The 13,815-nt window shown below is 58.6% G+C and carries 14 protein-coding genes; 4 read left to right on the plus strand and 10 right to left on the minus strand.

Features of this window, described 5'->3' with window-relative positions:
• Nucleotides 1-10: 10 nt before the first annotated feature.
• From ABEV74_RS08285 to ABEV74_RS08315, 7 genes are all read right to left on the minus strand, one after another.
• Complete coding sequence (locus ABEV74_RS08285; protein WP_430145043.1) at nt 11-817, minus strand: metal ABC transporter permease; 807 nt, start codon at nt 815-817, stop codon at nt 11-13.
• Nucleotides 818-819: 2 nt separating this feature from the next.
• Complete coding sequence (locus ABEV74_RS08290; RefSeq protein WP_062493336.1) at nt 820-1,626, minus strand: metal ABC transporter ATP-binding protein; 807 nt, start codon at nt 1,624-1,626, stop codon at nt 820-822.
• Nucleotides 1,627-1,650: 24 nt separating this feature from the next.
• A complete protein-coding gene (locus tag ABEV74_RS08295) occupies nt 1,651-2,799 on the minus strand; it encodes a metal ABC transporter solute-binding protein, Zn/Mn family (protein ID WP_430145046.1) in 1,149 nt (382 codons plus the stop codon).
• A 493-nt stretch (nt 2,800-3,292) separates the two neighbouring features.
• The gene (gene metG, locus ABEV74_RS08300; protein ID WP_430145049.1) at nt 3,293-5,305 is read right to left on the minus strand and encodes a methionine--tRNA ligase; all 2,013 of its coding nucleotides are present in this window, start codon (nt 5,303-5,305) and stop codon (nt 3,293-3,295) included.
• 126 nt (nt 5,306-5,431) lie between these two features.
• On the minus strand, nt 5,432-5,590 hold the full coding sequence (locus ABEV74_RS08305; RefSeq protein ID WP_430145052.1) for a hypothetical protein: 159 nt from the start codon (nt 5,588-5,590) through the stop codon (nt 5,432-5,434).
• 121 nt (nt 5,591-5,711) lie between these two features.
• Nucleotides 5,712-5,966, minus strand: a complete 255-nt coding sequence (gene yidD, locus ABEV74_RS08310) for a membrane protein insertion efficiency factor YidD (protein WP_062493338.1) — start codon at nt 5,964-5,966, stop codon at nt 5,712-5,714.
• 17 nt (nt 5,967-5,983) lie between these two features.
• The gene (locus ABEV74_RS08315) at nt 5,984-6,406 is read right to left on the minus strand and encodes a Fur family transcriptional regulator (RefSeq protein WP_062493339.1); all 423 of its coding nucleotides are present in this window, start codon (nt 6,404-6,406) and stop codon (nt 5,984-5,986) included.
• 198 nt (nt 6,407-6,604) lie between these two features.
• On the opposite strand from ABEV74_RS08315, the gene ABEV74_RS08320 reads away from it, so the two are divergent.
• The 3 genes from ABEV74_RS08320 (at nt 6,605) to ABEV74_RS08330 (ending at nt 9,776) form a co-directional block, all read left to right on the plus strand.
• Nucleotides 6,605-7,597 (plus strand): Gfo/Idh/MocA family protein, encoded by a 993-nt coding sequence (locus ABEV74_RS08320; protein ID WP_213527179.1) that lies wholly within the window; start codon nt 6,605-6,607, stop codon nt 7,595-7,597.
• Between the two features lie 85 nt (nt 7,598-7,682).
• Nucleotides 7,683-8,681, plus strand: a complete 999-nt coding sequence (locus tag ABEV74_RS08325; RefSeq protein ID WP_430145055.1) for an AraC family transcriptional regulator — start codon at nt 7,683-7,685, stop codon at nt 8,679-8,681.
• A 15-nt stretch (nt 8,682-8,696) separates the two neighbouring features.
• Nucleotides 8,697-9,776: a Gfo/Idh/MocA family protein gene (locus tag ABEV74_RS08330; protein WP_062493342.1), complete on the plus strand. Its 1,080-nt coding sequence runs from the start codon at nt 8,697-8,699 to the stop codon at nt 9,774-9,776.
• 100 nt (nt 9,777-9,876) lie between these two features.
• Here the strand turns inward: ABEV74_RS08330 and ABEV74_RS08335 are convergent, their stop codons facing one another.
• Nucleotides 9,877-11,850 carry a stalk domain-containing protein gene (locus ABEV74_RS08335; RefSeq protein ID WP_430145059.1) on the minus strand — a complete coding sequence of 658 codons (1,974 nt, stop codon included), beginning with the start codon at nt 11,848-11,850 and terminating at the stop codon, nt 9,877-9,879.
• A 203-nt stretch (nt 11,851-12,053) separates the two neighbouring features.
• The gene (locus ABEV74_RS08340) at nt 12,054-12,275 is read right to left on the minus strand and encodes a hypothetical protein (RefSeq protein WP_430145061.1); all 222 of its coding nucleotides are present in this window, start codon (nt 12,273-12,275) and stop codon (nt 12,054-12,056) included.
• 122 nt (nt 12,276-12,397) lie between these two features.
• Here ABEV74_RS08340 and ABEV74_RS08345 point away from each other — a divergent pair, with 122 nt between their 5' ends.
• Entirely contained in the window at nt 12,398-12,934 is a 537-nt protein-coding gene (locus ABEV74_RS08345; protein WP_430145064.1) for a PCYCGC motif-containing (lipo)protein, read from the plus strand.
• 92 nt (nt 12,935-13,026) lie between these two features.
• Here ABEV74_RS08345 and ABEV74_RS08350 read toward each other — a convergent pair whose 3' ends face one another.
• Complete coding sequence (locus ABEV74_RS08350) at nt 13,027-13,788, minus strand: DeoR/GlpR family DNA-binding transcription regulator (protein WP_213527189.1); 762 nt, start codon at nt 13,786-13,788, stop codon at nt 13,027-13,029.
• Nucleotides 13,789-13,815: the final 27 nt, after the last annotated feature.

The raw sequence follows: 13,815 nt of genomic DNA on the forward strand, positions 1-13,815 counted from the left end.
TCCTAACGAGTTAGATTTTGAATCCTTTGCGGACGCCGAGCAGGACGATCAGCGCCGCGATCAGCAGCAGCACGATCGTCGCGCCCGGCGCGAGATTCCAGTAGCCTGCGACGAGCAGGCCGCCGATGACCGCGCATTCCGCGACCACGACGACCATGACGACCGACTGACGGAAGCTGCGCGCAACGGCCAGACTGCAGGCGGCCGGTATGACGAGCAAGGCCGAGATTAGCAGGCCGCCGACGATTTTGATCGAAACGCCGATGACAAGCGCCGTCATGACGCTGATGAGCATATTGTAAAGCGGCACCGGCAGCCCGCTCACTGCCGCCGCATCCTCGTCGAACGTCAGCAGAAACAGCTCCTTCACCTGCAGCCGGATGAACGCCAGCACGACTGCCGTCACCGCGGCAATGACGATCAAGTCGGCGTAATCCAGCGTATAGATGCTGCCGAACAGGTATCCGGTCACGTTGACGTTAAAGCCCTTGTCGAGCGTAAACAGCAAGGACGCCAGCGCGACGCCTCCGGACATAATAATCGCGATCGACAGCTCGGCATAGGTTTTGTACGCCTTGCGCAGCTTTTCGATCGCGAACGTCGCCGCCAGCGCGAACAGCAAGCCGACGCCGAGCGGGTAGACGCCGATAAGGAAGCCGAGCGCAACGCCGGCGATCGACACATGGGCGAGCGAGTCCCCGATCATGGCCAGTCTGCGGAGCACGAGAAACAGCCCCATCAGCGGCGCGGACAAACCGATCAGCGCTCCGCCGATCAGCGCTTTCTGAAAAAATTCGGTGCTAATGACATCCCACAATACTAAACGCCTTCTTTCCCGCTCTCCAAATTGCGCCGCAAATCTTTCAACGTATGTGCCAAATCGTTCTCCACACAATCTGTCAAATCATGCGAGTGGCGGACGTAAAATTTGAGCCTCCCGCTTTCCTGCGCCAGCTTCAGTCCGAGGAAGGAGCGGATCATGTCCATATCGTGCGACACCATCAGAAAGGTAATGTTATGATGCTCATGCATATGCTTGATCATATGAAAAAAGCCTTCCTGCGTCTCGGCGTCAATCCCGACGGTAGGCTCGTCCAGTATGAGCAAATCCGGATTGTTGATCAGCGCCCGCGCCAGAAAAGCGCGCTGCTGCTGACCGCCCGAGAGCTGGCCGATCCGCTTGTCCGCCAAATTCTCGATGCCGAGCGCCAGCAGCGCATCCTCGCATTTTTGGTAATCGTCCTTGCTCAGTCTGCGGAACAGCTTCCTTCTGCCGAATAGCCCGGACATGACCACTTCCCGCACCGTGGCGGGAAAGAGCGGGTTAAACGCATTTTTCTGCGGAACATAGCCGATGCGGTGCCAGCCTTTGAACTTCCGGACCGGCTCGCCGAACAGCCGGATCGTCCCTTCCTCCGGCTTGAGCAAGCCGACGATCATGCGCAGCAGCGTCGTTTTGCCGGCGCCGTTCGATCCGATCAGACCGACAAAATCCCGTTCCTTGACCGCAAAATCAAGCCCGCGGATCACCTTCTGCTCCCGGTAGGAGAACGAGACGTTCTCCAGCGTAATGATGTCGCGGTGGCAGTCAAGCGCTCCTGCAGGCAGGTTGGCGGCATCCGTCATCGTCCTCACCTCATCTTCATTCCTTTATTGTAATGCCTTAAGCAGATTTTGCAAATTTCTTTCCATGATTGTCACATAATCGTCGCCATTACGCTCCTGCTCCGGCGTCAATCCTTCCAGCGGGTTCAGCACGAGCGTCTCGACGCCGGCTTCGTTCGCCAGCGTACGGGCCAGCTGATCGGATACGAGCTCTTCGAAAAAGATATGCGTCACACCGTTTTCCTTGACAAAGTTGGCGATTTTGACAAGATCCTGGGCCCGCGGCTCTGCGTCGGGCGACAGCCCCATGATGGCGATTTGGTTCAGCCCGTAATCGCGGGCGAGATAACCGAACGATTGGTGCGATACGACGATATCCTTGCGCGTCGTCTTGGACAGCTCCGCCGTATATTTCGCGTCCAATGCCTCCAGTTTTTCTTTCAGCTTCGCATAATTGGCCTCGTAGGCTTCGGCATTGGCGGCATCGGCCTCGACCATCGCGTTTTTCACGTTCTCGGCCAGCAGCAGCGCCGTCTTCGGACTCGACCACGTATGCGGATCGACGTCTAACGAATGATTGTGGCCATCTCCGGCTTCATGCCCGTGATCATGCTCCGAACCGGACGCAGCCTCGCCCTCATGCTCGTGATCATGCTCCGAACCGGACGCAGCCTCGCCCTCATGCTCGTGATCATGCTCCGAGCCGGACGCAGCCTCGCCTTCATGCTCGTGATCATGATCGGCGGCGCCATTGTCACCGTCCCCGACGTCGATCAGTTCGATACCGGCGCTCATCTCGCGCGCAATCAGCCCGCTGTCCTTGGACACGCCTTTCAAAAAGTTGTCGACCCAGCCTTCGAATCCCGCACCGTGATAAAGAAACAGCTGCGCTTTCGATACCGTCTCGAGATCGCGGCTTTTCGGGCTCCAGTCATGCGGCTCCACCCCGGCCGGAATCAGGTTCACGACATGGGCGTGCTCGCCTCCGATCGTTTGCGCCATATAATACAGCGGATAGAAAGACGTCACCACATTCATCTTCCCTTCCACCAGCTTGCTTCCATTCCCTCCGCATGCCGCGGCAACCGTCGAGACGACGAGCAGCGCCAGCGCAACGAGGCTGCCTTTTATCCGCCTTCTTCCGTCCGTTCCTTTGCCCGCCGGCTTCAGCTTCCAATCTTTCCGATTCGTCATTTTGTCTACCTCTTTTTCTTTTTCGTAATCGTTACTATTACGTTCAGAATTATAGGGTTATGACAGCTTCCTGTCAACCACCAATTTGCCGTGTCCGTTACCGGCCGGGCTGTTTATGGAGAATAACGGGCGAAGCTGCTGAATTCCGGCGATAGCTGCGCGCTGTCGCCAATATAAATGGATAAAGGCGGCGGAAAGGGAATGAAACGGTTCGTTCCTGAAGGAGACGCGGATCGGGTACGGTCTGAAAGGATGATAGGAAAATGGAAAGGATCAAATGAAAAAATCGCTGCGGCTACCCCTCATGCATGAAAACCGGTTGGAGCGAAAGCAGCGTGGAACCGAAAAGGGGAACGGTCGACGGCCGGGCCGCCTTAAGCGACGGGAGTCGTGTGCGCAAAACAAGGACTCCCGCGAGTCTTCCGACCCGCGGGGCGTCGTTTCGCGCGGCCAGGCGCCGCCCGCCGGGCAAGCGCCGGACAGACGCGCCGTCCTATTTCACTTTGGCGCCGTTTGGCATATCGTCCGGCACCGTCGCCAGCGTCAATTGATCGCCGTGCGAGGCGGCCAGTATCATCCCCTGCGACATTTCGCCCCGCAGCTTCACCGGCTTCAGGTTCGTCACGCAGATTACTTTGCGGCCGACGAGTTCCTCCGGCTTGTAATATTGCGCGATGCCGGAGACAACCTGCCGCTGCTCGTAGCCGAGATCGAGCTGAAGCTTGAGCAGCTTGTCGGCTTTCTTCACCGGCTCGGCGGCAAGCACCTGGGCCACCCGAAGCTCCACCTTGGCAAAATCGTCAATGCCGATTTCGTCCGTATCCGGCTGCTCGGGCGTGCCGGCCGAGGCCGGGCCGGCCGCTGTGCCGGACGCGCCGGCGCCATCCCCCGCTGTCGCCGCCGAAGCGGATGCGGTCGCGCCTCCCGACATCGTCGACAAGATATAGGGGATCTCTTCGACCGCATCGAGGCGCGGGAAAAGCGGCTCGCCCTTGACGACGCGCGTGCCGCCCGGAATGCGGCCGAACGTCTTGGTCGAATCCCACGCCGTCAGCTCGCCCTCGGCAATGCCGAGCTGCCGCCATATGGCGCGCGGCGTATGGGTCAGGAACGGCTGCAGCAGAATCGATACGATCCGCAGCGATTCGGCCAGATGGACCATGACCGAGGCGAGCTGCTGCCGGTTGTTCTCGTCCTTGGCCAGCACCCACGGCTGGGTTTCGTCGATATATTTGTTCGTTCGGCTGATCAACTGCCAGATCGCGGCAAGCGCCACCGAAAACTCCATGTTCTCCATCGCCGCTTCGACCTGCGCAACCGTTTCGGATGCAAGCCCGGCAAGCGGCGCGTCGAATTCGGTAACGGCTCCGGCATATTCCGGAACGGCTCCGTCGAAATATTTGTCGATCATGGCGACGGTCCGGTTCAGCAAATTGCCGAGATCGTTAGCCAGATCGAAGTTGATCCGCTCGATGAAGCCTTCGGGCGTGAACGTGCCGTCCGAGCCGAACGGCACTTCCCGCAGCAGGAAGTAGCGCAGCGCATCGAGGCCGTACCGGTCGATCAGCTTGACGGGGTCGACGACGTTGCCTTTCGACTTCGACATCTTCCCTTCCTTGGCCAGCCACCAGCCATGCCCGAATACCCGCTTCGGCAGCGGGAGATCGAGCGCCATCAGCATGATCGGCCAATAGATCGTATGGAACCGCACAATCTCCTTTCCGACCAGATGAACATCGGCCGGCCAAAACTTCCGGAACAGCTCGTCGTCCTCGGTATCGTAGCCGAGCGCGGTAATATAGTTGGTCAGCGCGTCGATCCAGACGTAGATGACATGCTTCGGATCGCCGGGCACCTTGATCCCCCAATCGAACGTCGTGCGGGAGACGGCCAGATCCTCCAGTCCCGGCTTGATGAAGTTGTTGATCATCTCATTCTTGCGCGATTCCGGCTGAATGAAGGACGGATTTTCTTCGTAATACTGCAGCAGCCGGTCGACGTACTTACTCATGCGGAAAAAGTAGCTTTCTTCCTTTACCAGCTCGACCGGACGGCCGCAATCCGGACAGTTGCCGTCCACAAGCTGCCGTTCGAGGAAGAACGACTCGCACGGCGTACAGTACCAGCCTTCGTACGTTCCTTTATAGATGTCTCCCTGCTTCAGCAGCCGGTCGAAAATGCGCTCGACGACGCGCTTGTGCCGCTCTTCGGTCGTCCGGATGAAATCGTCGTGGGTGATCTCCAGTTTCTTCCACAAATCCTGAATGCCGACGACGATGTCGTCCACGAATTGCTGCGGCGTCTTCCCCGCTTCTTTCGCCTTCCGTTCGATCTTCTGGCCGTGCTCGTCGGTGCCGGTCAAATAGCGGACCTCGTAGCCGCGCAGACGCTTGTAGCGGGCCATCGCGTCGCCGGCGACGGTTGTATACGCATGGCCGATATGCAGCTTGTCGCTCGGATAATAGATCGGCGACGTAATATAGAAGCTTTTTTTCTGTTCGTTCATCGTTCTTCGCAACCTCCCAAGTGTCATATACCCCGACAGTTCCGGAAAATGCCTCCCAAACGCAAAAAACTCCCGTCCGCCATGGGACGAGAGCGCGCTCACGTGGTACCACCCAAATTCCTTCCGCTAACGGACAACCGCCGCGAAAGCTTCGTTCCGCCGGCCGCAAAGAGCGGACGGCAACGCCGTTAACGCCGGCAGCCGCGCCGTTCCCTCGCCGTCCGCGTACAAAGCGCACAAGCTCGAAAACGGCTCCTCCAGGACCATCTTCCGGGATACCGCCATACCGGCTCGCACCAGTTCCGGCTCTCTGCGATGGGAGCATTCCCGTACTTATCCGTTCATCGGAGTGATCATTCGGTTGTACAAAATATATCCAAAATATAACCAATTTCGGACGCTAATGTCAAGTGCCGCGGCGTCTTGCCCGGGAAGGCTTCGCCGGCGGGACCGGATCGACGCCTCCGGGATGAAACGGATGGCATCGGGCAATGCGCTTCGCCGCGAGCCAGGAGCCTTTAAGCGCGCCATGTGTTTCCAGCGCCTCCAGCGCGTAGGCCGAGCAGGTCGGATAGAAGCGGCATGTCGGCGGCTTGAGCGGCGATATATATTTCCGGTAAACGCGAATCGGCGCCTGCAACGCCCTGCGTATCGTCGGCATCGCGTCTTCCCGCCTCCCTAATTGTCCCCCTCGCTGCAATCCTCGCAATATCCGAACACTTCAAACTTGTGCCTCACGACGCGAAACCGGTCCGGCACAGCGGTCTGCTCCATCGGACAATACGTGATCGGATACGTTTTGCCGCAATTGAGGCAGATCAGATGATGGTGATGGTCATGCTCCCGGCAATGCAGCTTGAACTTGACGCCTTCCTCGAACATGACCTGCTCCAGCACGCCCAGCTCCTCCATCACCCGCAAATTGCGGTAAACGGTATCGAAGCTGAGGCCGGAGTAATATTTTCCCATATAGTCGTATACATCTTTCGGCGACAAATATCCCGGAGATTCCGCAAACAGTCTGGCCAGCGTCTTGCGCTGGTCCGTAATGCGCAACCCTTGGGCCGACAAGCGCGAAATGATGTCCTCCGTATTTTGCAACGCTGCGACCTCCGAACCCTGTTTATTCTTAAATTCATAATGCCCGAAAATCGCCCGCGCGTCAATGCGGTCAAAGTTTGTCGTGATTTTATAGTCCAGTTGTCATATAATTCGATTCAAATAGAGTGTATACGATGGTAATTTAACGATGTGTCGCATTTTTGAAGTAAACACATTATTGGAAAGAGGAGAGATTCCATGATCCGAGTCGCCATGCTCAGCTATTGGCACGTACATGCCTGGGATTATACGAGACAGGCTCAGCAGCATCCTGAAACGCAAATCGTCGCCGTATGGGACGAGCTTCCGGACCGGGGGGCGGAAACGGCAAGCAAACTGGAGGTGCCGTTCTTCGAAAATCTCGACGAGCTGCTTTCCCGCTCCGACATCGATGCCGTCATCGTTGACACGCCGACGAATATGCACCGGGACGTCATGGTCAAGGCCGCCCGTGCGGGAAAACATATTTTTACGGAGAAAGTAATCGCCCCGACGCTGCGGGAAGTGAATGAAATTATGGCAGCCGTACGCGAGTCCGGCGTCAAGATGACCGTCTCCCTGCCGCGCCTGAACGACAATTATACGCTTGCGGTGCAAGAGGTGCTGAACCGGGGAGTGCTCGGCGAACTGACGCTCGTGCGCGTCCGCCTGTCCCATAACGGCGCCACGGCCGGCTGGCTTCCTCCCCACTTCTTCAATGCGGAGCAGTGCGGCGGCGGCGCGCTGATCGACCTCGGCTGCCATCCGATGTATTTGACCCGCCTGTTCCTCGGCCTGCCTGAAAGCGTTAGCGCCACGTACGGCTACGTCACCGGCAAGGAAGTCGAGGACAATGCGGTAGCGGTGCTTCGATATGCAAGCGGCGCCATCGGCGTCGTCGAAGCCGGTTTCGTCAACAGCCACTCGCCGTTCAGCGTGGAGGTGCACGGTACGGAGGGCACGCTGCTGTACGGAATGCCGGAGCCGCGCATCGTCGTTCGCAGCAACAAAGCGAACAAGGAAGCGTGGGAAACCGTCGAATTGCCCGTAAGCGCCCCGTCGGCTTTCGAGCAGTGGGTTCGCCACATCAAGGAAGACACCGTGGCCGAAACGAACCTCCGGCTTGCGGTCGATTTGACGAAGCTGATGGAAGCGTCCAACAAGTCGGCCGCCAGCGGCCGCAGCGTACGGCTCGACGAACTTCAGCCGTAATCGTAATTGAAGCTATGATGACGGGCCGGTAACCGCCTATCGCCTCAAGCCGGGCCGCATGCGTGAAAGGAGATGCAGCGCGACGATGAACGAACACGATTCCCGGAACATCGCCGCCAAGCGACAGCTGAAGCCGTTTCCCTACAGCCCGATGGCCGAAAAACCGGATGCGCTCGATTTGCTCAATCTTCGTTTCCGTTGGGGCGGCTACGCCTTTCATGTGCTGCGCTGCCACCTGACGACGTTCCCGCCGGGCAAGACGATCCGGTTTCACAAGCATTCGGAATACGAGTTTCACTTTATTCCGAGAGGAAAAGGAACCGTCATTCTCGGCAAGGAAGCCTATGCGCTCCAGGAAGGGCTGTTCTATCTGACCGGTCCCGGCGTCCTGCACCAGCAGGAGGCCGATCCGTTCGAGCCGATGGACGAATTGTGTCTGCATATCGAGGTGTCTCCGCTCGACGAGTCGATGCTTGCCGGGGTGGAAAGCTGGGAGCGCCAGGAGGCCGAAGCCTGCATGCGGGCTTTGGATCGCCTGCCGCTTCGCCCGCTGTCCGACACCGGCAATGCGATGGCATGGTTTCTGACGGCGTATCGGGCCTGGCAGGACAATCAGCCGGGTTATTTGACCTCGATCAAGCATGCGATCATTCAAATCTTGCTTCGATCGGCCCGCGGCGGCGGCCAGGAACGTGCGGAAGAAGTCGAGCTGCCGACCCGCGACATGACGGCTTACCGTTTTCGGCTGGCCTCGCGTTACATCCGCGACAATTACGCGAGTCCGATGACGCTGCAGGACGTCGCCGACCGGCTGCATATCAGCGGACGGCAGCTGCAGCGCGTCTTCCGCGATTACGGCTCCGGCTCGTTTCGTTCTTATCTGGAAAACTACCGCCTGTCGCAAGTATGCGCCGCTCTGGAAGAAGGAAGAGGGCCGATCGAACAGATTGCGGCGGAGCACGGTTTCCAGAACGGAAATTATTTGTATTACGTCTTTCGCAAAAAATTCGGGATGACCCCGACCGAATACAAGCGCCGTGCCGCCCAGCGCCGGATGGCAGCCGATCCGGAACGGCGCGAATAAAGGAGTGTTTCGTTCATGACGAAAACGTTGCGTATCGGCATTATCGGCAGCGGCGGCATCGCAGGTTCCCACGTTGCGGCGTACAAAGAGCTTCCGGACGTGGAAATTGTCGCGGTAGCCGACATTGTGCCCGGCAAAGCCGAACAGTTTATCGAACGCCACGGCCTCGCCGGCGCGCGAGCCTTCGCCGACCACCGCGAATTGCTGGAACTGGATCTTGACGGCGTCAGCATCTGCACGCCGAACGTTTCGCACCACCGTACGACAGTCGACGCGCTGCGCGCCGGCAAGCAGGTGCTGCTGGAAAAACCGATGTCCGTTACGCTGGCCGAGGCGATCGAAATGACGCAAGCCGCCCGCGAGACGGGAAATATGCTGACGATCGGTTTTCAGCCCCGTTACGATCCGAATATGCAGCTCATTCGTGAAATTGTGCAAACGGGCAAGCTTGGCAAGGTGTACTATGTGGAGACGGGGGGCGGACGTAGGCGGGGGATGCCTGGCGGCACGTTTATCCGCAAGGAATTGGCCGGCGCCGGCGCGATGGCCGATATCGGCTGCTATTCGCTCGACATGGCGCTCTACGCGCTCGATTATCCGAAGCCGCTGACCGTCTCGGCCTATACGTCCAACTACTTTGGCCGCAATCCGCTTTACCATCCCGAGGCCGACCGTTTCGAGGTGGAGGATTTCGGCGTGGCGCTCATCCGCTTTGAGGGCGATCTGGTGCTGCACTTCAAAATCTCCTGGGCGATGCATATGGATTCCCTCGGCGCGACGATGTTTCTCGGAACGGACGCCGGCCTGAAAATTACGCCGTTCGGAACGGGCAACTGGTCGGGCGTGTGGGACGGCAAAGTCGGCGAAATCAAGCTGTACCATGATTGGATGAACCGCCAGACCGTTACTCCTGTACCGCTGATCGAGCATAATCTCCATCTGTTCCGCGAGAAGGTCCGCGATTTCGTCGACGCCGTGCGCGAAGGCCGGCCGGCGCCGATTCCGGGCGAGCAAATTTTAATCCAGCAGGCGATTATCGACGGCGTTATCCGTTCCGCCGAGCTGAAGCGGGAAGTCGATATCGTTCTTCCTTGATCGTATACGGCATCCCGAAAAAAAAAGGCTGACCGATCGCAGATTTGCTATCTGCGAATCGGTCAGCCCTCTTTGCATCCTGTTTTATTTACCGGCTTATTTACCGGCGCTCCTCCGGCATCGGCAGGAACAGCATCGCAACCGGCAAGTTGCTCCCCGATGCGAGGATGAACGTAATCGAGACGTTCTCCGGCGAATTGCCGGTCCGGTACAGTACCGCCGCTTCATTCTGGTTTTTCAGAATGCTGTTCTTCGTAACCGGGACAACCTGGCCGTTGATGATGAACGAGCCGGCATAATGGCCTCCGCGGGCGTTGAGCGCGATCAGCGTGCGCGGCGCGACCTCCAGATTCATATGATACAGCACGCCGAAGTTGCCGAGGTTCAGCTCCAGGCGGCCGGTCGTGCCGTCGATGCCGCTCAGATACGTGTCCATCTTGCGGTCGCCAAGCACGACCCGCTTCGGCTCGTAGCCGAGAGGCTCGGTAATGACGAGCTCGCGGTTCGCTTCGTAGAACGTTCCGCGAACGTGCAGGCCGTCGCGCGGCATAACGGAGAGCGAGTCGAGCTCCTGAACCGGATCTTTGGCCGGATCCAGTACGACGACACGGAAACGGATCAGCTTGTCGGTCACGACGTCGCCGTAAGCCGAGAACACCTGATTCGGCTTGATCGGCACGCTGTGCAGACCGTGCATGATCACCTTCGATTCGCCCGGCTTCAGCGTCGTCCATTCCGTCGCCGGCTTCGAGACGAGCGACTGCATGTAGCGGTCCGTCGCCAGCTTGCCGGCCGTCGACACATATTGCGTCGGTCCGCCGCTGCCGTAGCTGCTCGTGCCGACCTTGGCCGTCGTGCTGTTGATGTTCGTGGCGACAAGATACATATTGACGTTGCGGCCGATTTTATTCAAATTGTGAAACAGAAAACGGACGTTGCCGGACAGTTGGTCGTCGTAGGCGATCCCTTCCTCAAGCCAAGTTTCCGGGCTGTTGCTGCGCACCATCTGCGCCTTTTCCGATTTGAACGTATACGGAACGGAAGGGATTTGCAGAACGGAACCGCCGCTGATCCCGTATTTTTCGCCTGCGGGGGTGAACAGCTGGTCGAATTCTTCTTTCGTGTACAGCACCTCATCCGAAATATAGACCGACTTCGTAATTCGATCCGTCAATCCTTCGCCATCGGTTACTTCGAGCGTGATCAGCTTCTCTCCCGGCTCGAAGAACGCCGGTTCGTTACCCGACCATTTGCGGCTGACGATATCGTTGCGGTCGTCCGTACTCAAATCGTGGTATTCGATTTTTTCGCCGATCCGGTACACGCTTTTGTCGGTGGTGAAATACGCTTCAGGCGGCTGGTTCGGCGCTTTGACCGTAACGGTAACCGAATACGGCTCGCTCCACTGCCCCCGCTCGTCCTGCACCCAGCGGGTGACGACGTATTGGCCGGGCGTGCTGAAAACCGTTTGCCGGTTCTCCCAACGTTCGTTCACAATGTTCAATCCGCCCGGATGGTACGAACGGTCGAGATACGTCACTTGCGTTTTGCCGGCAATAATTTCACTCGGCCAAACGGCAAAATCGGCTTGCGGCAGCGTGCTCCACTGCAGCGTAATGCTGCCGCCGCTGACGGACAGCCTGCTGCCTGTAATTTGCGCCCACGTGCGCACCGGCACCATCGTCGAACCGTTCTGCGACATCGTGGCGCCGTTCGCCTTCACCTTATCGCTGCCGACCCAGACATCGGCGCTGTTCAGTTTAAAGCGGATCGTCTTGCCGCCGAGCGTTGCCGTCGCTTCGCGGGAAGATGCGTTATACCCTACTTTGTATCCGTACAGAGATGCGATCGACTTCAGCGGGAGGTAAGACACCCCCTTGATGGCGGTTAGCGGCTGCTGGGCAAGCGTTTGCCGTCCGTTATGTACCATCACCTTGCTGTTCTGCTGCAAAACGAGCTTGTCCGTGTACGCGCCCGCCGCGTCCGCCTGGCCGGACAATCCCGATACCGGCGAGAAGAGCAGCGAAGCTGCGAGCAACCATTTAAACGATCTAGACTTGTACGACGATTTCATTTCAGGCTCCTTCCGTGTTGACGATTGCGCCCCCGAATTCGGAAGGCGCGTTTGCGATGCCTGACAATTCAACGAAATGACAGGATGAAAGTTGCGCAAAATCGACATATCGTCATAAAATCGACACATTTTACTTTCCAAAAAATGCAAGCGGCCGATCGTCTTTTGACACGATCGGCCGCAGCCGCATACCGTAATACGGCTTATCCGTTCAGGCGCATATTGATCAGAAAACTGGCCGTCATCGCCACGAACGCGACCGCGGCCACCGTGCCGAATATCCGTCTCCTTACTTTCAGCTTGTGCAGACAGCTTTCCCCTTCCCCCGCATGGCGCGCTTCCGTAACGGCCCGATGGGAGAACAAAAAAACAATCAGAAAAGCGACGAACACGCAATTCGTCCAGAACCAAATTTGTGTCCACATGCCGCCAAGGCCTCCTGTCACCATTTTGTCGAACAACGCAAATGGACAATGTCCCCATAATGAACTAAACTTGACTTTAGCGGATAACGGCTACAATTGCAAGATCGGAAGGGGAGCATGTGATGTACGATCGGTTAGTTGCCGCGGCGCGCGCTTTTTGCCGCGTAAGGCCGGCGGCCGTACTTGCGCTGATGCTGGCCGCGGCGTTGGCGGCCGGCTGCGCGCAGACCGGCCGACAGGCGGACGGCGAAGCGCATGATCACGGCACGCATCAGCTGCCGAACGGCGACCTGCAAGAGCGGACGGCTTCGGCCCGGCAGCTTCCGGCCTTCCTGAGCGGACAGCGCCAGGAAATTGCGGACGTGTACAAAGTGGCGGCCGAACATGCCGAATTGCTCGAGTGGATCCCCTGTTACTGCGGCTGCGGGGAATCGGCCGGGCACAAGAGCAATCTGAACTGCTTCATCCATGAAATCGCGGAAGACGGCTCTGTCGTATGGGACGACCATGGCACGCGATGCGGCATCTGTCTGGAAATTGCGCTGCAGAGCGCGCTGTTGCAAAAAGAGGGAAAGAGCGTGAAGGAGATACGCGACCGGATCGACGCGACATACGAAGGCAAAGCCGGCAGTCCGACCCCGACGCCGATGCCGCAATAACGAAGAACCTCTGCCTCCCGCCTGTCGGCCGAAGAGGACGGAGGTTCTTTCGCGATCGGGACGGCGGCATCGTCCGGCCGTTCCCGGGAACGCTACTCCACTTGTATGACATGGACCGATTGGCGTTCCAGCCGTGCGACCGCCTCGGGATCGGCTCCGCTGTCGGTAATGACGCGATCGACCTTGGCGATCGGCGCAATAAGGGCGAACGCCTTAACATCGAATTTGCTGGAGTCCGCCAGCACATAAACCTCGTCCGCGAGACCGATCATCTTCCGCTTCACGTTCGCCTGCAGCTCGCTCGACTCGCTGACGCCCCATTCGGGATGGACGCCCTTGCCCGATATGAACGCCTTGTCGACGTGATAGTTCGCCAGGTTCGCTTCCGCCAGCGGCCCTTGATACGACAGCGAGCGCGGCGACAGGATGCCGCCGGTGGAGATGACCTGAATCTGTTCCTTGCCGGCAAGCTCGAGCGCCGCCTTGATCGAGTTGGTCAGCACCGTCAGCGGAATATCCGGAAGCGCCGCCGCCATGTACCAGGCGGTCGAGCTGGCGTCGAGCGCGATCCTGTCGCCCGGCTCGACATACGCCACCGCCGCGGCGGCGATCCGCTTCTTCTGCTCGACATTCGTCACTTCCCGCACATTGTAGGGCGTTTCCGGTTGCCCTGTCTTGATGCTGATCGCGCCGCCATGACTGCGCAGCAGCTTGCCTTCCCGCTCCAGCCGATCCAGATCGCGCCGAATCGTCTCTTCCGTCACCCCGCACAGCTCGCTCAGCTCCGTCACCCGCATGCTGCCGCGCTCGTTCACCAGCTGGACGATTCTAGCATATCGTTCGGCTGCCAACATCCTCATTCATCCCTTTGCATCTTCATT

Origin of the sequence: Paenibacillus cisolokensis, assembly GCF_050481165.1 — a bacterium.
Lineage (GTDB): Bacteria > Bacillota > Bacilli > Paenibacillales > Paenibacillaceae > Paenibacillus_AH > Paenibacillus_AH cisolokensis.